This is a genomic window from Micromonospora sp. BL4 (genome assembly GCF_003667505.1).
Lineage (GTDB): Bacteria > Actinomycetota > Actinomycetes > Mycobacteriales > Micromonosporaceae > Micromonospora.
The window spans coordinates 1-19767 of the sequence record NZ_RCVJ01000127.1; the positions used below are offsets into that span (position 1 = coordinate 1).

The following is a 19767-nucleotide window of genomic DNA, read 5'->3' on the forward strand; positions in this document are numbered from 1 at the left end:
GTCAGACACGCCGGCGGCGGCGTCGAGTCCGCCGCCGCCGGCGTGTCTGACGGCGGCGCCATGCCCGTCGGCGGGGTTGCGCTGTCCGCCCCGATCGGAGCGGTCGGCCCCGAGGGGCGCGAGCCGGCGGCCGGGTCCGGGGCCGACGGGGTCGGCTGGCGGGCCGATGCGGTGCAGGCCGAGGTGGTCGGGCACACCGACGGGCCGATGCTGGTGCTCGGCGGGCCGGGCACCGGCAAGACCAGCACCCTGGTCGAGGCGGTCGCCGCCCGGGTGACCGAGGGGGTGGATCCCGAACGGATCCTGGTGCTGACCTTCGGCCGACGAGGCGCCACCGCACTACGCCAGCGCATCGAGGCCCGGGTCGCGCAGGACGGCCACCGGGTGCTGCGCGAGCCCCTGGTGCGCACCTTCCCGGCGTACGCCTTCGGCCTGCTCCGCCGGGCCGCCGCCGAACGTGGCGAGCCGTCGCCCCGGCTGCTCACCGGCCCCGAGCAGGATCTGATCATCCGCGAGCTGCTGGATGTGGTGGGCGAGGAGCCCGAGGACGATCCGGTCGGCTGGCCGACGGATCTACGACCGGCCCTGCGGACCCGAGCCTTCGCCGGGCAGCTGCGCGACCTGCTCATGCGTGCGGCCGAGCGCGGCATCGGCCCGGCCGACCTGGCCCGGCTCGGCGAGAAGCTCGGCCGCGCCGACTGGCCGGCCGCCGCGCGTTTCCTGCGGGAGTACGTCGCGGTGCTCGCGCTGCGCGACGTCAGCAACCGGGGCTCGATCGCGTACGACCCGGCCGAGCTGGTCCGGGCGGCCACCGGGTTGCTGCGCGACGACGAGGAGCTGCTCGCCGCCGAGCGCCGCCGTCTCGCCCACGTGTACGTCGACGAGCTGGCCGACACCGACCCCGCCCAGCTCGACCTGCTCTCGGTGATCGCCGGCGGTGGCAAGCCGCTGGTCGCCTTCGCCGACCCGGACTCCTCCACGTACGCCTTCCGCGGCGCCGACCCGGCCGGGGTGACCACCTTCGCGCACCGGTTCCGGACGGCCTCGGGGGCGCCGGCCGCGCAGGTGCTGCTGACCACGTCCTACCGGGCGGGGCCGGGCCTGCTCGCCGCGATCGGCCGGCTGGGCCGCCGGCTGCGGGGTCCGGCGGCGCACCGCCGGCTGCACCCGTTGCCGGATGCCCCGGCCGGCGTCGTCGAGGTGCACACGTTCCGCTCGGCGACCAGCGAGGCGGCCTGGCTGGCGCACGCGCTGCGCTCCGCGCACCTGCTCGACGGAGTGCCCTGGTCGCGGATGGCGGTGCTGGTGCGGTCGACCGCGTTGCAGCTGCCCACCCTGCAACGGGCGCTGCACGCCGCCGGCGTACCGACCGTGGTGCACGGCGAGGACCTGCCGCTGCACCTGCAACCGGCGGTGGCCCCGCTGCTGCTTCTGCTGCGCTGCGCCCTGGAGCCGGAGAGTCTGGACGAGGAGGCGGCGGTCGCGCTGCTGCACTCGCCGTTGGGCGGGGCGGACCCGCTGGCCGAGCGGCGGCTGCGGCAGGGCCTGCGCGCTCTGGCGCTGGCCGGCGGGGACCGGCGCCCGTCCGGGGAGTTGATCGTCGAGGCGTTGCGTGACCCGGCCGAGTTGGACGGCATCGAGCGGCGGTGGGCGGAGCCGGCGCAGGCGGTTGCCGGGCTGCTGGCCACCGCCCGGGCCGCCGCCGCCCGGCCCGGCGCGACCGCCGAGGATGTGCTCTGGGCCGTCTGGCACGCCAGCGGGCTGGCCGAACGCTGGGCCGGCGCGATCGGCCACGGTCAGCCGGCGGCCGGCGAGGGGGACCTGGCCCGGCGGCGGCGGGCCGAGGCGGCCGACCGGGATCTGGACGCCGTGCTGGTGCTCTTCGACGCGGCGGCCCGGTTCACCGACCGGCTTCCCGGCGCCCGCGCCGAGGTCTTCCTCGACCACGTGCTCGGTCAGGACCTGCCGGCGGACACCATCGCCCCGACCGCCGACCGGGGTGCGGCCGTGCGGCTGCTCACCGCGCACGCCGCGAAGGGCCTGGAGTGGGACCTGGTCGCGGTGGCCGGTGTGCAGGAGGGCATCTGGCCGGACCTGCGCCTGCGCGGCAGCCTGCTCGGCTCGGAGCGACTGGTCGATGTGCTGGCCGGCCGGTCCGTCGGCGGCGCCACCGCGGCGAACGTGGTGGGTCAGACCTCGGCGTTGCTGGACGAGGAACGCCGGCTCTTCCACGTCGCCGTCAGCCGGGCCCGACACCGGCTGCTGGTCACCGCCGTGGCATCGGCCGCGGTGGGCGGCGACGACCACGAGGAGCAGCCGAGCCGGTTCCTGCACGAGCTGGGTCCGACCGCGCCCCCCACCGCGCCGGGTGGCGCCGGGCCGGTCGACCCGCCCGCACCGCCCGGTCCGCGTACCGGCCCGCCGCCCAGTGGTCCCGCCGGCGGCGGCAGCTCGAACGGCGCACCCACCGAGGGCGGGACCGACACCGTGGGGGAGGACGGCGACGGCGAGCCGGACCGGCCCGGCGCGCTGCCGGTCACCCGTCCCCCTCGGGCGCTCACCCTGCCGGCCCTGGTCGCCGAGTTGCGTACCGCGATCACCGACCCGGCCGCGCCGACGCTCCGGCGGCGCGCCGCGGCGGCCCAGCTCGCCCGGCTCGCCGCCGCCGGTGTGCCCGGCGCGCATCCGGACGACTGGTGGGGGCTGCGCGCGCTCTCCGACGACCGGCCGCTCGTCGACGACGGCGAGCCGGTGCGGGTCACCCCGTCGGCGATGGAGAGCGCGTTGCGGTGCAGCCTGCGTTGGCTGCTGGAACGGCACGGCGGCAGCGGCCCGACCAGCACCGCGCAGGGGGTGGGCAACCTGGTGCACGCCGCCGCGATGCTCGCCGAGGACGCCAGCGCCGACCGGGGCGCCCTGCTCGACTACGTGGCCGCCCGGTTCGACGCGATCGAGTTGGCCGCCCGGTGGATGGCCGGCCCGGAGCGGGAGCGCGCCGAGGCGATGGTCGACAAGTTGCTGCGCTGGCTTGCGACCAATCCGCGCCGGCTGCTCGCCATCGAGCACGAGTTCGCGGTCCGCCTGGACGATCCGCACCGGCCGGTCGACCTGACCGGCCGGGTCGACCGGCTGGAGGTCGACGAGGACGGGCGGCTGGTGGTGATCGACCTGAAGACCGGCAAGTCCACCGCGGTCACCGGCACCGACCTGGCCGAGCACCCGCAGCTCGGCGCCTACCAGGCGGCGGTGGAGGCGGGGGCGTTCGCCGAGTTCGGCGAGGAGTCCGGGGGTGCCGCCCTGGTGCAGCTCGGCACCTCCGCCAAGGACGCCAGGGAGCAGAACCAGCCGGCGGTCGGCGAGGGCCCCGCGGCCGGCTGGGCGACCGCGCTGGTCCGACGGACCGCCGATACGATGGCCGCTGCCACGTTCGCCGCGGTGGCCAACTCGAAGTGCCGGGTCTGCCCGGTGCGTACCAGCTGCCCGGTCTCCGGGCAGGGGCGCCAGGTCGTCGAGCCGCCGACCACCCGGAGCATCCGTGAGGGCGAGGAGTGAGCGTGCGAGCCCCGCAGTCGCGAACCAAGATCACGCCGTGACCCAGCCCGCCCTGTTCGGCGCCGGTCCGGCGCCGGCGCCCCGACTCGCCGACGCCGGCCCCCGGTACACCCCGGTGGAGCTGGCCAAGCTGCTGCGGCTGCCGGCGCCCACCCGGGAGCAGGCCGCGATCATCGCCGCCCCGGTGGAGCCGCTGCTGGTGGTCGCGGGAGCCGGGTCCGGCAAGACCGAGACGATGGCCGCGCGGGTGGTCTGGCTGGTGGCCAACTCGTACGTGCGGCCGGAGCAGATCCTCGGTCTGACGTTCACCCGTAAGGCGGCCGGCGAGCTGGCCCACCGGGTGCGTACCCGGCTCGACCAGCTGATCCGCCGCCTCGGCCGGCAGGGCCGGGACCCGCTGGACGATCCGCTGGCCGGGGAGCCCACCGTCTCCACGTACCACTCGTACGCCGGGCGGATCGTCACCGAGCACGGGCTGCGGGCCGGTTACGAGCCGTCCACCCGGCTGCTCACCGAGGCGTCCCGTTGGCAGTTGGTCGACCTGCTGGTGCGCAACTACGACGGTGACATGTCCGAGGTGGACCGGATGCCGAGCACCATCACCGACGCGGTGCTGGCCCTCGCCGGGGAGCTGGACGAGCACCTGGTCGCCCCGGACGAGTTGGCCGCCTGGACGGGTCGGTTCTTCGCCGAGGTGCAGTCCCGGCCGGGGCGGGTGTACGCCGACGTGCGCAAGGCGCTCGCCCTGCAACAGACCCGGCTGCGTCTGCTGCCGCTGGTGCGGGCGTACGCCCGGCGCAAGCTGGACTTCGAGGCGATGGACTTCGCCGACCAGCTCGCCCGGGCGGCCCGGGTGGCACGGGACCACCCGGGGGTCGGTGAGATCGAGCGGGACCGCTACCGGGTGGTGCTGCTCGACGAGTACCAGGACACCAGCCACGCCCAGGTGGTGCTGCTCAACGCGCTGTTCGGCGGTGGGCACCCGGTGACCGCGGTGGGTGACCCGTGCCAGTCGATCTACGGCTGGCGGGGGGCCAGCGCCGGCACCCTGGACCGGTTCCCCACCGAGTTCGCCCGGACCGACGGCCGGCCGGCCGAGGCGCTCGGGCTCACCACCAGTTGGCGCAACCGTCCGGAGATCCTGCGGGTGGCGAACGCCCTGTCCACCCCGCTGCGCGCGGCCGGCGCCCGGGTGCCGGAGCTGCGCTCCGCGCTGACCGTCCGGGACCCGATCCCGCACCGCAGCCCCGGCGGGGCGGCCGGCGGCACGGTGCACTGTGCGCTGCTGCCGACGTACGCCGACGAGGCGGCCTGGATCGCGGACAGCGTGCTCGCCGCCTGGCGCGGCGCGGCGCGGATGCCCGGCGCGGTGCCCGAGCACATCCCGGTGGCGCAGCGACCGACCACGGCCGTGCTGGTCCGGGTCCGCAGCCAGATCCCGGCGATCGAGTCGGCGCTGCGCGAGCGCGGCCTTCCGGTGGAGGTGGTCGGGCTGGGCGGCCTGCTGGACACCCCCGAGGTACGCGACGTGGTCTGCACGCTGCGGGTGCTGGCCGACCCGACCGACGGGGCGGCGCTGCTGCGGCTGCTCACCGGTGCCCGCTGGCGGATCGGGCCGCGCGATCTGGTGGCGCTGCACCGGCGGGCCCGCTCCATCGCCAACGCCCGGCGACAGGTGGCCGCCGACGACACACCGGAGATCACCCCCGACCTGCTGGACGAGGCGACCCTGGTGGAGGCGCTGGCCGACCTCGGCCCGGCGCAGGCGTACTCGGCGGAGGGCTTCGCGCGGCTGCGCGCGTACGGCCGGGAGCTGGCGCTGCTGCGCTACCGGCTGGACCAGTCTCTGCCGGACCTGATCGCGGACATCGAGCGGACCATCGGCCTGGACGTTGAGGTCGCCGTACGGGCCGGTCGGGACGGCGCCGGCGACGCCGGCCTGGCCCGGGGCCACCTGGACGCCCTCGGCGACGTGGCGGCCCGGTTCAGCGGGGAGACGCCGGGAGCGACGCTCTCCGGCTTCCTGTCCTACCTGGCCGCCGCCGAGGACGAGGAGCGCGGTCTCGCCCCGGGCGAGGTCGAGGTGGTGGAGGGCGCGGTGCAGGTGGTCACCGCGCACGCCGCCAAGGGTCTGGAGTGGGACGTGGTGGCGGTGGCCGGGCTGGGCCGAGGGCTGTGGCCCGGGCCGGTGCGCAACTCCGACCACTGGCTGGGCGGGCTGGGCGTCCTGCCGTTCCCGCTGCGCGGCGACGCCGACGGGTTGCCCGAGTTGGCGCTGGACGAGGCGGCGGACCAGCGGGCCGTGGCCCGGGCGGTGAGCGACTTCACCGACGCCTGGCGGGCCCACGACGAGCGCGAGGAACGGCGGCTGACGTACGTGGCGGTCACCCGGCCGCGCCGGCTGCTGCTCTGCTCCGGTTACTGGTGGGGGGAGGGGACCAAGCGGCCGCGCGGGCCGTCGGTCTTCCTGCGTGAGGTGTACGACGCCTGCCTGGACGGCGGCCCGGGGCACCTGGTCGACGCGTGGGCGCCGGAACCGACTCCGGACGCGACGAACCCGACGGCCGAGGTGGTGCTCCGCGCGGAGTGGCCGGCCGACCCGCTGGGCGGCCGCCGGCCGGCGCTGGCCGAGGCGGCCGGGCTGGTCCGCCGCCTGATGACCGACGGCCCGGCGGACGTGGTGGACGCCGGTGGGCCGGTCGAACCGGAGGCCGATCCGGAGGTGGCGCGCTGGCAGCGTGAGGCGGACCTGCTGCTGGCCGAGCGGGCCGAGCTGACCCGGCTCTCCGGTGCGGTCGAGGTGGCCCTGCCCGGGCAGCTGAGCGTCACCCAGTTGGTCGCGTTGCGCCGTGATCCTGCGGCGCTGGCCCGCGCGCTGCGCCGCCCGGTGCCCACCGAACCCAACCCGTACGCCCGCCGGGGCACCGCCTTCCACGCCTGGCTGGAACAGCGGTTCGGCGCCGACCGGCTCCTCGACGTGGACGAACTGCCCGGCGCGGCCGACGCGGACGCCGCACCGGACGAGGCGCTCGTCGAGCTTCAGGAGCGCTTCCTGGCCAGCGAGTGGGCCGACCGGGTGCCGGTGGAGGTGGAGGTGCCCTTCGCCACGGTGATCGCCGGGGTGGTGGTGCGGGGGCGGATGGACGCGGTCTTCGCGCGGCCGGGCGGCCGGTTCGACGTGGTGGACTGGAAGACCGGCGCGCAGCCGGCCGGCCCGGCGGCGGAGGTGGCCGCGGTGCAGTTGGCGGTCTACCGGCTGGCCTGGGCGGAGCTGGCCGGCGTGCCGGTCGACCGGGTGGGAGCGGCGTTCCACTACGTCCGGCACGGGGTCACGGTCCGTCCCGCCGACCTGCTGGACGTGACCGGCCTCACGGCCCTGATCGCCAAGCTGCCGGAAGATTCCGTCCAACATTGACCACGGCGCGAAAATCCGTGGTAGGTTGAACGGGTTGCAGTTTTGGTTACCAGAGACTCTGTGTGCGCCTGGCGGGATTGTGGCCCCAGGCGCTCTTTGTTGTGTCCGGAGTTCTCCGGGCGGGGCGACCAGAAGCGACAGGCGATTCGCGCATTCCCGCGCGGAGCGCTCCTCTTCGGGCTCGCAACAAGTGCGAGTCCGACGTTCCGTCAAGGAGACGAAACACATGGCTATTGGCACCGTGAAGTGGTTCAACGCTGACAAGGGCTTCGGCTTCATCACCCCGGACGGCGGCGGCGCTGACGTCTTCGCCCACTTCTCGGCGATCCAGTCCTCCGGCTACCGGAGCCTGGACGAGAACCAGCGGGTCGAGTTCGAGGTGACCCAGGGCCAGAAGGGCCCGCAGGCGGAGAACATCCGCCCGCTCTGATCTTCGGATCGGCCAGCATTACCTGTCGCGCCCTCCGGGCGTGGCGGTGACGGGACCGGCCCGCCCCGTCGTCGACCTGCGTACGCAGGCGGCGACCCGGCGGCGGGCCGGCCCGTACCCCCTTCGGTTCGTGCTTGTGAGTCCTGGCGGCCTTTTCCGCTGGTGACAGCGCCGTCCTCGGCGCCCTCCCTCGACACGTGCCGCGTCGAGGAAGGCTCCTGCGTGACCACAGTTATTCCTTCGTTCGCCCATACCGGTCTGGCGCCGGCGCTGCTCACCGCGCTGACCGCGCAGGGCATCACCGAGCCGTTCCCGATCCAGTCGGCCACGCTGCCCGACTCGCTCGCCGGCCGGGATGTGCTCGGACGGGGTCGCACCGGCTCCGGCAAGACCCTCGCCTTCGGGCTTCCGCTGCTCTCCCGCACCGCCGGCCGCAAGGCCCGGCCGGGTCGCCCGCTGGCCCTGGTGCTGGTGCCGACCCGGGAACTGGCCCAGCAGGTGACCACCGCGCTGTCCCCGTACGCCCGCGCCGTCGGGCTGCGCTGCGCCACCGTCGTCGGCGGGCTGTCGTTGCAGCGCCAGGCGGACGCGCTACGCGCCGGCGCCGAGGTGGTCGTCGCCACCCCCGGCCGGCTGCACGACCTGATCAACCGCGGTGACGCCCGACTGGACCAGGTCGAGATCACCGTGCTGGACGAGGCCGACCAGATGGCCGACATGGGCTTCCTGCCGCAGGTCACCAAACTGCTGGAGCAGGTCGCGCCGCAGGGGCAGCGGATGCTCTTCTCGGCGACCCTGGACGGCGGCGTGGACCGGCTGGTCCGCCGCTTCCTGAGTAACCCGGTGACCCACTCGGTCGACCCGGGCACCGCCACGGTCACCGCGATGACCCACCACGTGCTGCACGTCGACGCGGTGGACAAGCCCGACGCGTTGACCCGGATCGCCGCCCGCGAGGGCCGCACGATCCTGTTCATGGGTACGAAGCACCGCGCCGACCGGCTCGCCCGCCAGTTGCTCTCCAAGGGGGTACGCGCGGCCGCGCTGCACGGCGGCAAGTCCCAGCCGCAGCGCACCCGGATCCTGGAGCAGTTCCGCAACGGCCAGGTGACCGCCCTGGTCGCCACGGACGTGGCGGCCCGGGGCATCCACGTCGACGGCCTGGACATGGTGGTCAACGTGGACCCGCCCACCGAGGCGAAGGACTACCTGCACCGGGGCGGCCGCACCGCCCGGGCCGGGGAGTCCGGCTCCGTGGTCACCCTGGTCCTGCCCGAGCAGCGCCGGGACGTGTCCCGGCTGATGGCCACCGCCGGCATCCGGCCCGAGTCGGTCCAGGTCCGCCCGGGTGACGAGGCGCTGGCCCGGGTGACCGGTGCCCGCGAGCCCTCCGGCGTGCCGGTGATCATCGCTGCTCCGCCGGCGCCCGCTGGTCGGGGACGTACCGCCGGTGGCTCGGTCGCCGACGGCGCCGCCCGCCCGGCGCACCGCGCGTCGGGCCGGTCCCGCCGCCCGCGCCGCCCCCGCATCGCCTGATTCTTCGCGCAGGAACCGACCCGCCCAGCTCCGGCTGGGCGGGTCGGTCTGTCTGCGGGGGTGGACGCGGACCCCGTGTGTCGCGTCGTCCTCTGAGTCGGTAATCAGCCTCGGCTGGGTCGGCTGGCTGACTGTGTTCCGAGGAACCGTGGTCGAAGCTGACCACCGGGGGGACGCCGGGCGGGGGGCCCGGCATGGAAGGGGTGACCATGGCGGGCGAAGCCGGCTCGGGGGCGCTGCGCGAACTGATCCTGGTGGTCGCGGTCGCGCTCGCCGGGCTGCTGCTCGCCATGGTTGCGGCCTTCGCGCCCTGGCACGCCACCCCGGCGGGCAATGCTCCCGCCGGCCCGGTGGAGCTGCACAGCCCCGGCGACCGGGGCTCCGGCCCGACGGTCGCGCACGTGGGCTGAGCAGCGGCCGGACCGACCGGTGCCGGCGGAGGGGCAGGCCCGGTCCGGATCGGCACGAGGCGTGGTCGGGTCGGCGGGGCACCGGCCCGACCACGCCGCACCACCCTCGATCACCTGCGGGTCAGCAGGTCGGCCAGGGTCGTGCGGTCAACCACCGTGGCGATCGCCCCGTGCACCGCCAGCCAGACGTCGGTCAACCCGGCGGCGACCCCGTGGTAGCCGGCCCGCTCGGCCGGCAGCCCGCGTACCGTGGTCAGCGAGCCGCCGACCGCCCGCAGCACGTCTCCCACCGTGATCTCGTCGGGCGCTCGGGTCAGCGCGTACCCGCCCTCGGTGCCGCGATGGCTGAGCAGCAGGCCCGCGCGGCGCAGGTCCAGCAGGATGCCCTGGAGGAAGCTGAGCGGGATCTCCTGCACCTCGGCCAGGCTGGCCGCTTTCACCAGGTCGCCACCGCCACCGTCGGGTTCGGCGGCGGCGACGGCGAGCATGGCCCGGAGGGCGTAGTCGCTGCGCGCGGAGACGTACACGTCACTGACCAGCCTGGTCCAGCACACCCCAGCGGCGCCGGATCGCCTTGTCGGCCGCACCGAACGCGGCATCCACGACCAGGCCCAGCACCAGGATGACGATCATGGTGGAGAGCAGCCAGGGTGCGTCGGACAGCTCCCGGGAGTAGGTGAGCTGGGCGCCGAGGGAGGTCTGCGAGATGCCGACCACGATCAGTTCGCCAGCCATCAGGCTGCGCCAGGAGAACGCCCACCCCTGCTTGAGCCCGGCGACGATCGCCGGCAGGGCGGCCGGTGCGATCACGTACCGGTAGAGGTTGAGGCCCCGGGCCCCCAGGTTGCGGCCGGCGCGCAGCAGCAGCGGCGGCACGTAGTCCACACCGGAGATCACGCCGTTGGCGATGGACGGCGCCGCGCCGAGCACCACCACGAAGAAGATCGCCTTCTCGCTCAGTTCGAACAGCAGGATGGCCAGCGGGAACCAGGCGATCGACGGCATGGTCTGCAACGCGGTGATCATCGAGCCGATGGCGGCCCGGAGCACCGTGGACCGGGCCACCGCCAGGCCCAGGAGGAGGCCGACCGCGACCGAGAAGACGTACCCGACGGCGGCCCGGCGCAGCGTGGTGAGCAGACCCTCCCAGAGCTGGGGGCCCTGGGCCTGGGTCAGCAGCTCGCGGCCGACGACCAGCGGCCCCGGCAGCGAGTACGGCGGCTTCCAGCCCGACCAGACCACCAACTGCCAGGCCGCGATGACGATGGCCAGCGCGGCCAGCTTGGGCCAGGTGGCCGCCCAGATCCGGGTGCCCCGGGAGATCTCCTTCTCCCGGCCGGCGATCTCCAGCGCGTCGAGGCCGGAGATCTGCGCGTCGGTGCGCGCCGCGCCGGTGAGGGTGTCACTGGCCATGGCGGCCCACCTCCGTACGGAGCCGCTCGGTGACCTCGGCGGCGATGGCGGCGACCTCGGGGGAGTCGATCCGCCGTGGTCGCGGGATGTCCACCGTGGTGGAGTAGATGATCCGGCCGGGTCGGCTGGAGAGCAGGATGATCCGGTCGGCCAGCCGGGCTGCCTCGCGGACGTTGTGCGTCACGAAGAGCACCGAGAGCCCGCGCTCGGACCAGATCCGTTCCAACTCGTCGTGCAGGATGTCCCGGGTCATCGCGTCCAGCGCGCCGAAGGGCTCGTCCATCAGCAGCACCGGGGTGTCCAGGGCCAGCGTGCGGGCCAGCGCGACCCGCTGCCGCATCCCACCGGAGAGCTCGTGCGGGCGCTTGCGACCGAAGTCGGCCAGGTGCACGGTGCGCAGCAGCTCCGCGACCCGCGCGCGCCGCTCGGCGCGGGGCAGCCCGCGCAGCTTCAACGGGACATCCACGTTCCCGTCGACGGTCAGCCAGGGGAAGAGGGCCGGCTCCTGGAACATCAGCCCGGGGTTGGCGTCGCCGGCCAGGGCGATCTGCCCACCGCTGGGCCGGTCCAGCCCGGCGACCAGGTTGAGCAGGGTGCTCTTGCCGCAGCCGGAGGCGCCGACCAGGCAGACGAACTCACCCGGCGCCACGTCCAGGGACACGCCGTCCAGGGCGAGGACAGCGTTCGCTCCGCGTCCGTACACCTTGGTCACGTCGGAGAGCGCGACCGCGGTGGTCGCGCTCCCCGGCGTCGTCGTGGTCGACGTCATGGCTGGACGACCTCGGGCTTGCCCTGCGCCTTGAGCGCGTTGTTGAGGTACGTCAGGTCGTACAGGCCCTTGAGGTCCACGGGCTCGGTCAGCTTCACCTCGACGGCGTGGTCGAGCCCGGCCTTGAGGGAGCTGGGAATCGGGTCGTTGGTGAACTCCAACGTCGGCCACGCCTGCTTGATGAGCTTCAGGTCGAGCGGCTTGCCGGTGATCTTGCCGATGGCCTCGGAGATGGCCTGCTGGGCCTCGTCCGGCTTGCTGTTGACGAACTCGTTCGCGGCCACCTGGCCGTCGACCAGTTTCTGCACCACGTCCGGGTGTGCCTTGAGGAACTTCGTGCTGACCAGCAGGTTGGTGATGACGAACTTCTTGTCCGGCCACAGGTCCCGCTCGTCGACGAGCACCTTGCCGCCGGCGTTGACCAGCCGGGAGACGAACGGCTCGGGCACCCAGGCGGCGTCGATCGCGCCGCTGTTGAAGGTCTCCACCGTCTGGGCGTTCTCCTGCGGCACGATCTTGACGTCGCCACCACCCTCCTTGGTGGTGGTCAGCCCCTGCTGCTTGAGCCAGTAGCGGACCGCCACGTCCTGGGTGTTGCCCAGCTGCGGGGTGGCGACCTTCTTGCCCTTCAGGTCCTGCGGGCCGTTGATGCCGGGCTTGACGACGAGCGCCACGCCACCGGAGGCGGCGCCGGAGACGACCCGGACGGCCTCACCCTTGGACTTGGAGAACGCGTTCACGGTCGGGTTCGGGCCGATGTAGGTGGCGTCCAGCGCACCGGAAAAGACGGCCTCGATGGCAGCGGGTCCGGCGTTGAACGTCTTCGGGTCCAGCTTCACGTCGGCGCCGAGCTTCTCGGCGAAGATGCCCTTCTCCACGCCGACGACCGCCGGCGCGTGGGTGATGTTGGGGAAGTAGCCGAGCCGCAGCGTCACCGGGCCGGAGCCGCCGCCCGCGCCCTCGCTGTCGTCGCCGCACGCGGCGGTGCTGCCCAGGGTCGCCGCGCCGAGGGCGGCGAGGGTGGCCAGGGTGGCCATCCGGCGCAGGGGGAGCCGTCTCATCGTCCATCCAATCCGCAGTATTCCTACTTACTTGGTAGGAAGACTGGGGCAGGTCGCACGCAGCGTCAAGGCTCATCCACATGCCGGGACAGCGCGTCACAGATATGTCGGTATCTCCCACCAGTTTGATAGGGTACGCCAAGCCCGGCCCGGAAGCTGCCGCCCCCGGTTGCCGACCCGGTGGCAGCGGCTCCGCGGAGGTCGCCGGTGGTGGAGGTGCCGACGCGCTAGGGTCGATTCCGTGCCGACGCGGAGATCCAGAATTCCAGCGACGAAGTACCCGGTCGAGCGGTTCACCCTCGACAACGGCCTGCGGGTGGTGCTCACCCCCGACCGCAGTGCCCCGGTGATCGGGGTGGCGGTCGTCTACGACGTCGGCATCCGGTCCGAGCCGGAGGGGCGCACCGGCTTCGCCCACCTCTTCGAGCACCTCATGTTCCAGGGCTCGGAAAACCTGGAGAAGCTGGCCCACTTCCGGCACGTGCAGGGCGCCGGTGGCACCTTCAACGGCTCCACCCACCTGGACTACACCGACTACTTCGAGACGCTGCCGAGCAACGCGCTGGAACGCGCGCTGTTCCTGGAGGCGGACCGGATGCGCGGCCCCCGGCTGACCGAGGAGAACCTGCGTAACCAGGTCGACGTGGTCAAGGAGGAGATCCGGGTCAACGTGCTCAACCGGCCGTACGGTGGCTTCCCCTGGCTGACCCTGCCGCCGGTCATGTTCGACACCTTCCCGAACGCCCACGACGGCTACGGGTCCTTCGACGACCTGGAGTCGGCGACCGTCGCCGACGCCGCCGACTTCTTCCGCCGCTACTACGCCAGCGGCAACGCGGTGCTGGCCGTCAGCGGCGACATCGACGTGGCCGAGGCGACCGAGCTGGTCACCCGCCACTTCGGCGACGTGCCGGCCCGCCCGGCGCCGCGGCGGCCCGACTTCACCGAGCCCGACCTGACCACCGAGCGGCGCACCTCGTACACGGACGCGCTGGCGCCGCTGCCGGCCGTGGCCGGCGCCTGGCGGGTGCCCGACCCGGTCACCGACTTCGCCGGCTACCTGCCGTACGTGGTGCTGGCCGAGGTGCTCACCGACGGCGACGCGTCACGGCTGGTCGAGCGGCTGGTCCAGCGCGACCGGACGGTGACCAGCCTCGGCGGCTACCTCGGCTTCATGGGCGACCCGTTCGACGTACGGGACCCGACGGCGCTGCTGCTCCAGGCGCACCTGCCGCCCGGTGGCGACGTGGACAAGGTGCTGCGGACCATGGACGAGGAACTGGACCGGCTGGCCACCGACGGGCTGACCGAGGGGGAGCTGGCCCGGACCCAGGCCCGGATGGCGACCCACCTGCTGCGGGACACCGACGCGGTGCTCGGTCGGGCGCTGCGGATGGCCGTGCTGGAACAGCAACGCGGCGAACCGGGCCTGCTCAACGATCTGCCCCGGCTGGTCGGCGAGGTCACCGAGGAGCAGGTGCGTGCCGCCGCCGCCACCCTGCGCCCGGAGCGCCGCGCCGCCGTCGAGGTCGTCGCCGGAGGTGCCCGATGACCACCACCGTCCCCACCGGGCCGCGCACGTTGCCCCCGCTCGGTCCGACCCGCAAGCTCAAGGTGCCCAAGCAGGCCGAACGCACGCTCCGCAACGGCCTCACCGTGATCGCCGTACGCCGGCCCGCGGTGCCCCTGGTCGAGCTGCGGCTCTGGGTCCCGTTCGGGCGGGCCCACCTGGCCCGTGGCGCGATGCTCTCGCAGACCATGCTCTCCGGCACCGAGTCGATGACCAGCGTGCAGATCGCCGCCGAGTTGCAGAAGGTGGGCGGCGGCCTCTCGGCGGGCGTCGACCCGGACCGGCTGATGCTCTCCGGGGCCGGCCTGGTCACCGGCCTGGACCGGATGCTGGAGCTGCTGGCCGAGGTGCTGACCGGGGCCAGCTACCCCAGCGGTGAGGTGGCCACCGAGCGGGACCGGCTGGTCGACCGGATCCAGGTGGCACAGAGTCAACCGGCGCACCTGGCCCGGGAGGCGCTGCTGAAGCGGATCTACGGTCGGCACCCGTACGCCACGCAGACCCCGGAGCCCGGCCAGATCCGCGCTGTCCGGCCGGCCGCGCTGCGCAGCCTGCACGCCGAGCGGGTGCACCCGGCCGGCGCGCAGCTGGTGCTGGTCGGCGACGTGCAGCCGGAGAAGGCCCTCGACGCGGCCGAGCGGGCGCTCGGCGGCTGGGCCGGCGCCGGGCGTACCGCCGAGCTACCGGTCACCCCGCCGTTGGAGCCGGGGCCGCTGCTGCTCGTCGACCGGCCCGGCTCGGTCCAGTCCTCGTTGCGGATCGCGCTGCCGGCCGTGCCGCGCACCGATCCCGACCACGCTCCGCTGCAACTGGCCAACCTGATCTTCGGCGGCTACTTCTCCTCCCGCTGGGTGGAGAACATCCGCGAGGACAAGGGCTACACGTACGGCCCGCACTCGGTGATCGAGCACTCGGTGGCCGGGTCGGTGCTGGTCGCCGCCGCCGAGGTGGCCACCGAGGTGACCGGTCCGGCGTTGCTGGAGACGACGTACGAGCTGGGCCGGCTGGCGTCGCTGCCGCCGAAGCCCGAGGAACTGGAGCAGGCCCGCCAGTACGCCCTCGGCACCCTTCAGCTCGGCATGTCCACCCAGGCCGGGCTCGCCGCGTTGACCAGCGCGTACGCCGGCAACGGCCTGCGTCTGGACTTCCTCGCCGAGTACGCGGCCCGGCTGGCGAAGGCGACCATCGACGACGTCGCGCGGGTGGGGGCCCACTACCTCGCGCCGGCCCGGGCTGCGGTCGTGGTGCTCGGCGACGCCGAGCGGGTCACCCCGGGGTTGGCCGCGCTGACCGCGGTTCGGACCGAGCCGGTGCAGCAGTGAACCGGACGCCCGTGCCGGCTGCGGAGGGTGCGGCGTGAGTGGGGAGGCGGCGCCACCGCTGGCCCGGTCCACGCTGGACCGGGCCGCGCACCGGCGGGGCGACGCGCAGTGGCTGACCGAGGCGTGGCTGCGCGCCCGGGTGCTGCTGCTCGACTCGACCGACGAGGGGCGGACGCTGGCCCGTACCGACGCGTCCCCTCCGGCGCTGGTGCTGTTCCGGGCGGCGGACGTGCCGGCCGGGTCGGAGTCGATCGCGATGTTCCTCGGTGTCGAGCCGGACGGGGTGCCGGTCTTCGCGGTCGACACGCCGCTGCCGGTGCTGCCGGGCACCCGGGCGGTCAACCTGCGGGAGGTGGGCCACCTGCTGGGCGACCGGGAGGCCGGCATCTTCACCACCGCGCTGGCGCTGGTCAACTGGCACACCCGGCACGGCTACTCGGCGGCCACCGGAGCACCGACCGAGATGGACGAGGCCGGTTGGTCCCGGGTGGACCGCGACGGCGGGCGGATCTGGCCGCGTACCGACCCGGCGATGATCGTGCTGGTGCACGACGGTGTCGACGGCCCGGACGGGCGCTGCCTGCTCGGCAACAACGCCGGCTGGCCGGGCACCCCGGGCGGCCGGCGCTACTCCTGTCTGGCGGGCTACGTGGAGCCGGGGGAGTCGGCCGAGGCCGCCGTGCTGCGCGAGGTCCGCGAGGAGGTGGGCATCGGCGTCGAGCGGGTCGGGTACGTGGGCAGCCAGGCGTGGCCGTTCCCCGGCTCGCTGATGCTGGGCTTCCTGGCGACCGCCGACCCGACCGATCCGGTGGAGGTCGACCCGTCGGAGATCGCGTACGCCCGCTGGTTCACCCGGCGGGAGATCGGTGCGGCGTTGGCCGGGAGGACCGTGGACGTGGGTGACGGGGCCCAGTTGATCCTGCCGCCGCCGTCGTCGATCGCGCTGTTCCTCATCCACCGCTGGTTGGACGGCTGGGTGGACGCCGACCGGTGAACACGGTCCCGGCCCGTGGCCGCCGTTGCCGCGGCGGTCACGGGCCGGGAACACGGGCCGTCGTGGTCGGCTGGGGCGAAAACGCGGCGGGGGAGCCGGTCCGACCACGACGGACGTCTCGTGGGTCAGGTGACGGTGCGGCCGGGTCTGTGCCGGAACGCGGGTCGGGCTTCGCCCAGCGGCAGGACCTTGACCCGTTGCTTGCCGGCGCGGACCGCGCCGACCGTGGCGAGTGCCCGGGCCAGCAGCAGCGCCGCGTCCCGGTCCTCGGCGTGCACGATCTGCCGGCGTGGCTCGGGGGCGGTCGTCTCGTCGCGGAGTCGATGGCCGTCCGCCCAGGCGGCGGCGATGTCCCCGTCGGCGACGGCGCGGATGTCGGTGCGAACGATCAGGAACCGCATGAGGGTCTCCGGATGAACCGCGACGGATGAGCCGGTGTGGAAGTTCCACGTACTCGACGGCCATGTTACTCCGCGTGTTCGTCCCAGCAACTCAAACGCGCCTATCGGTTTCCAGCCTCGTCCGATCGGCGGATGGCTGCTCAACGGGGTCGGCGGGGGGTGACGCGACGGGGCCGCCGGCAGTGTGCCGACGGCCCCGTCCCGGTCACCGGATCAGTTCAGATCGAACTGGCCCTTCTTCGCTCCGGCGATGAAGCCGAGCCAACCCGCCCGGTTGAACAGCAGCACCGGGCCGCCGCGGTCCTTGCTGTCGCGCAGCGCGACCGCCGACGGGCCGGTGCCCAGCGGGGCGACCTCCACGCAGTTGGAGGTCTGGCTGCGCGTGCTGGTACGCCACGGGGCGTCCGACAGCCGGTGGGCGGGGACGGACGGCGTGTTGCGGATGTCGTTCATGGGTCTGCTCCTGATGTGAACCGCTCCGATGGGACAAGTGGTGCCGGCACGCCCCGACGGAGGGTCCCCCGTGGATCACCGTTCCGTCAGCCGCCCCGAGGCCCTGCGGCGTTGGGTCGGCGCCGTTGCCGGCCCGAACGCCACTGTGGAAGGGGGCCCCGCCTCGGTCAGCCGTCCCGTCGCCTCGATCAGCCAGGAGAGGGTGTCCGAGGCGGTAAGTGCCGCCGTGCATAGCCACTCGAACACCACTTTATAGCGATTTAGCGCAATTGCCTCGGTCGACATGACGTCGGTGAACCCCCCTTCGATGGCCAGCGTCTCCGGATCGAGCGGATCGGCGAACCGGTAGAGGGAGAACGCGGTCGGCGGAAGGAACCAGTTGCCGATCTGGGTGTCCCGGAGCAGCACGTGCAGGGTCACGTTGGGCAGCAGGGCCAGTTCGCAGAGCTGGCGAAGTTGCTCGTGCAGCACCTCGGGCGGCCCGGCCCGGCGGCCGAGAGCCGCCTCCTCCAGCACGGCGGTGTAGCGGGGCGCGTCGGGCTCCCGGGTGAGCAGCGTCTGGCGGGCCAGTCGCGCCTGCACCTCGGTCTCGGGCTCCTCGCCGGGCTCCGGCTCACCGGCGCCCTCGGCCACCTGACGGGCCGAGACGATCCGGACCTGCGCGTACCCGGGGGTCTGCAACAGCCCCGGCACCAGCACCGGGTTGTACTCGGAGATCGACGCGCAGCCCGCCTCCAACTCGGCCCAACTGCGCTGCTGCTGCGTCATCACCGGGAAGTTCTTCAACCAGCCCCGCATGTCACCGGCCTCGCCGGTGATCCCGAGCAGCTCCTCGTGCAGTGCCGCATCGGCGCCGTAGAGGTCGAGCAGAACCCCGACGTCCTGCGGGTCGGGTCGGCTGCGGCCGTTCTCCAGCCGGGACAGTTTCGACGCGGAGGCCCAGCCGATCCGCTCGATGACCTGGTCCCCGGTGAGGCCTGCGGCCTCGCGCAGGCGGCGCAGCTCTGTGCCCAACCGGCGACGACGCAGGATCGGGCTGGGTGCGGCAGGAGGCACGGTGTCCTCTTTCCCGTCGACCGCCGCAGACGCGACGGTAACTGTATGAAATTCGCCCCCCACGGTCAGTATGGACGGCGCGACCGGCGTCGGAGGTTCCGGCGGGGGCGTGTCTTGCGAAAAATGGACCTCGGGTACGCCGGACGACGGCGCTCCCCGAGGTCGCGGCCCCGTCGACCACGCCCACCCCGGGCGCGCCATCCCCGCCGGAGGGACCCATGCGCACCGTCCTGCGCCGACCCGACTTCCGCCTGCTCTTCGGGGGCCTGCTGGCCAGCATGACCGCCGAGTCGATCCTGCTGCTCGCGCTCGCGATCTGGGTCAAGGACCTGACCGGCTCCGACGGGCTCGCCGGTGCCACGATCTTCGCCGTCATCGCCCCGATGACGCTCGCGCCGCTGGTCGGCTGGTTCGTCGACCGCTACCCGCGCCGGCCGTTCTTCGTGGCCGCGAACCTGGTCACCGCGGTGCTGCTCACCCCGTTGTTCACGGTCCGCGACGCGGGCGACGTCTGGCTCGTCTACCTGGTCGCCGCCCTGTACGGCCTGTCCTACATCACGCTCAGCGCGGCGCTCAGCGGGCTGATCCGCCAGGTGGTGCCGGTCGAGCTGCTGGCCGAGGCGAACGGCGTGCTGCAGACCGTACGCCAGGGGCTGCGGCTGATCGGTCCGCTGGCCGGCGCGGCGCTCTACGCGGCGATCGGCGGGTGGGCGCTGGCCGGGATCGGCATGGTCGGGTTTCTGACCGCGGCCGCCGTGGTGACCGCGCTGCCCACCCCGCAGCCGGCGCCGCCGACCGTACGGCTGCGCTGGCCCGCCGAGCTGGGTGCCGGGCTGCGACACCTGGCCGACGAGCCGGCCCTGCGCCGGGCCCTGCTCGGCTACGGGCTCGGGTCGCTGGTGATGGGCTTCAGCGAGTCGCTCATCTTCGCGTACGTCGACCAGGGGCTGGACCGCGACGCCGCGTTCGTGGGCGTGCTGGTCACCGTGCAGGGCGTGGGTGGGCTGCTCGGCGGGCTCTGCTCGCCCGCGCTGGTCCGTCGGCTCGGCGAGGTCGGCACGCTGGCCGCCGGGGTCGCCTTCTTCGGGCCGGCCGCGCTGGCGCTCGCGTACCCCGATCTGCGGCTCGGGTTCGCGGCGGTGCTGCTGGCCGGCGTCTCGCTTCCGCTGACCATGGTGGGGCTGCACACGCTGATCCAGCGGCGTACCCCGCCCGGGCTGGTCGGCCGGGTCGCCGCAGCCACCGAGGCGGTGGTCAGCGGGCCGCAGGCGTTCTCCATCGGCGCGGGCGCCCTGCTGGTCGGGCTCGTGGACTACCGGGCGTTGTTCGCGCTGGTCGGGGTGGCCACCCTGGTCGCCGGCGGCTACCTCTGGCGGGGCCGGCAC

The 19767-nt window shown here is 74.0% G+C and carries 16 protein-coding genes; 9 read left to right on the plus strand and 7 right to left on the minus strand.

Going from position 1 to position 19767, the window contains the following annotated elements:
- Nucleotides 1-60: 60 nt before the first annotated feature.
- The 5 genes from EAD89_RS15040 to EAD89_RS15060 all read left to right on the plus strand — a co-directional run bounded on the left by EAD89_RS15040 (nucleotide 61) and on the right by EAD89_RS15060 (nucleotide 9343).
- Nucleotides 61-3552, plus strand: a complete 3492-nt coding sequence (locus EAD89_RS15040) for an ATP-dependent DNA helicase (protein ID WP_121676140.1) — start codon at nucleotides 61-63, stop codon at nucleotides 3550-3552.
- Nucleotides 3553-3589: 37 nt separating this feature from the next.
- Nucleotides 3590-6967, plus strand: a complete 3378-nt coding sequence (locus tag EAD89_RS15045; RefSeq protein ID WP_121676131.1) for an ATP-dependent helicase — start codon at nucleotides 3590-3592, stop codon at nucleotides 6965-6967.
- Between the two features lie 226 nt (nucleotides 6968-7193).
- Nucleotides 7194-7397: a cold-shock protein gene (locus tag EAD89_RS15050; RefSeq protein WP_007464836.1), complete on the plus strand. Its 204-nt coding sequence runs from the start codon at nucleotides 7194-7196 to the stop codon at nucleotides 7395-7397.
- Nucleotides 7398-7619: 222 nt separating this feature from the next.
- The gene (locus EAD89_RS15055) at nucleotides 7620-8933 is read left to right on the plus strand and encodes a DEAD/DEAH box helicase (RefSeq protein ID WP_121652676.1); all 1314 of its coding nucleotides are present in this window, start codon (nucleotides 7620-7622) and stop codon (nucleotides 8931-8933) included.
- 209 nt (nucleotides 8934-9142) lie between these two features.
- Complete coding sequence (locus EAD89_RS15060) at nucleotides 9143-9343, plus strand: hypothetical protein (RefSeq protein WP_121676141.1); 201 nt, start codon at nucleotides 9143-9145, stop codon at nucleotides 9341-9343.
- Between the two features lie 110 nt (nucleotides 9344-9453).
- On the opposite strand, the gene EAD89_RS15065 is transcribed toward EAD89_RS15060, so the two are convergent.
- From EAD89_RS15065 to EAD89_RS15080, 4 genes are read right to left on the minus strand one after another with little or no spacing between them, the layout of a single operon-like run.
- Nucleotides 9454-9870, minus strand: a complete 417-nt coding sequence (locus EAD89_RS15065; RefSeq protein ID WP_121676132.1) for an Rrf2 family transcriptional regulator — start codon at nucleotides 9868-9870, stop codon at nucleotides 9454-9456.
- A 1-nt stretch (nucleotide 9871) separates the two neighbouring features.
- Complete coding sequence (locus EAD89_RS15070; protein ID WP_121676133.1) at nucleotides 9872-10756, minus strand: ABC transporter permease; 885 nt, start codon at nucleotides 10754-10756, stop codon at nucleotides 9872-9874.
- On the minus strand, nucleotides 10746-11525 hold the full coding sequence (locus EAD89_RS15075) for an ABC transporter ATP-binding protein (protein WP_121676134.1): 780 nt from the start codon (nucleotides 11523-11525) through the stop codon (nucleotides 10746-10748). Before EAD89_RS15075 ends, EAD89_RS15070 begins: the two co-directional genes overlap by 11 nt.
- A complete protein-coding gene (locus EAD89_RS15080; RefSeq protein ID WP_121676135.1) occupies nucleotides 11522-12586 on the minus strand; it encodes an ABC transporter substrate-binding protein in 1065 nt (354 codons plus the stop codon). The genes EAD89_RS15075 and EAD89_RS15080 overlap by 4 nt, the downstream gene beginning before the upstream one ends.
- A gap of 241 nt (nucleotides 12587-12827) precedes the next feature.
- Between EAD89_RS15080 and EAD89_RS15085 the strand changes: the two genes are divergently transcribed.
- The 3 genes from EAD89_RS15085 to nudC are packed head-to-tail and all read left to right on the plus strand — an operon-like array spanning nucleotide 12828 to nucleotide 16472.
- Nucleotides 12828-14138, plus strand: a complete 1311-nt coding sequence (locus EAD89_RS15085; protein WP_121676136.1) for a pitrilysin family protein — start codon at nucleotides 12828-12830, stop codon at nucleotides 14136-14138.
- Nucleotides 14135-15478 (plus strand): pitrilysin family protein, encoded by a 1344-nt coding sequence (locus EAD89_RS15090; protein WP_121652682.1) that lies wholly within the window; start codon nucleotides 14135-14137, stop codon nucleotides 15476-15478. Before EAD89_RS15085 ends, EAD89_RS15090 begins: the two co-directional genes overlap by 4 nt.
- Before the next feature lie 34 nt (nucleotides 15479-15512).
- On the plus strand, nucleotides 15513-16472 hold the full coding sequence (nudC, locus tag EAD89_RS15095) for an NAD(+) diphosphatase (protein ID WP_121676137.1): 960 nt from the start codon (nucleotides 15513-15515) through the stop codon (nucleotides 16470-16472).
- Between the two features lie 125 nt (nucleotides 16473-16597).
- Here nudC and EAD89_RS15100 read toward each other — a convergent pair whose 3' ends face one another.
- The 3 genes from EAD89_RS15100 to EAD89_RS15110 form a co-directional block, all read right to left on the minus strand.
- On the minus strand, nucleotides 16598-16873 hold the full coding sequence (locus tag EAD89_RS15100; protein WP_121652684.1) for a hypothetical protein: 276 nt from the start codon (nucleotides 16871-16873) through the stop codon (nucleotides 16598-16600).
- Between the two features lie 213 nt (nucleotides 16874-17086).
- Nucleotides 17087-17326, minus strand: coding sequence for a DUF397 domain-containing protein (locus EAD89_RS15105; protein WP_089019109.1), 240 nt, complete (start codon nucleotides 17324-17326; stop codon nucleotides 17087-17089).
- A gap of 75 nt (nucleotides 17327-17401) precedes the next feature.
- A complete protein-coding gene (locus EAD89_RS15110) occupies nucleotides 17402-18382 on the minus strand; it encodes a helix-turn-helix transcriptional regulator (RefSeq protein WP_121676138.1) in 981 nt (326 codons plus the stop codon).
- Between the two features lie 218 nt (nucleotides 18383-18600).
- On the opposite strand from EAD89_RS15110, the gene EAD89_RS15115 reads away from it, so the two are divergent.
- Nucleotides 18601-19767, plus strand: a 1167-nt coding sequence (locus EAD89_RS15115) for an MFS transporter (protein ID WP_121676139.1), incomplete at its 3' end; no start/stop codon positions are given.

Bases quoted from the DNA above. Each gene is read 5' to 3' on its own strand.
- EAD89_RS15100 (WP_121652684.1), bottom strand. From the start codon at position 16,873: ATGCGGTTCCTGATCGTTCGCACCGACATCCGCGCCGTCGCCGACGGG.
- EAD89_RS15060 (WP_121676141.1), top strand. From the start codon at position 9,143: ATGGCGGGCGAAGCCGGCTCGGGGGCGCTGCGCGAACTGATCCTGGTG.
- EAD89_RS15080 (WP_121676135.1), bottom strand. From the start codon at position 12,586: ATGAGACGGCTCCCCCTGCGCCGGATGGCCACCCTGGCCACCCTCGCC.
- EAD89_RS15040 (WP_121676140.1), top strand. From the start codon at position 61: ATGCCCGTCGGCGGGGTTGCGCTGTCCGCCCCGATCGGAGCGGTCGGC.
- EAD89_RS15105 (WP_089019109.1), bottom strand. From the start codon at position 17,326: ATGAACGACATCCGCAACACGCCGTCCGTCCCCGCCCACCGGCTGTCG.
- EAD89_RS15050 (WP_007464836.1), top strand. From the start codon at position 7,194: ATGGCTATTGGCACCGTGAAGTGGTTCAACGCTGACAAGGGCTTCGGC.
- EAD89_RS15070 (WP_121676133.1), bottom strand. From the start codon at position 10,756: ATGGCCAGTGACACCCTCACCGGCGCGGCGCGCACCGACGCGCAGATC.
- EAD89_RS15075 (WP_121676134.1), bottom strand. From the start codon at position 11,525: ATGACGTCGACCACGACGACGCCGGGGAGCGCGACCACCGCGGTCGCG.
- EAD89_RS15090 (WP_121652682.1), top strand. From the start codon at position 14,135: ATGACCACCACCGTCCCCACCGGGCCGCGCACGTTGCCCCCGCTCGGT.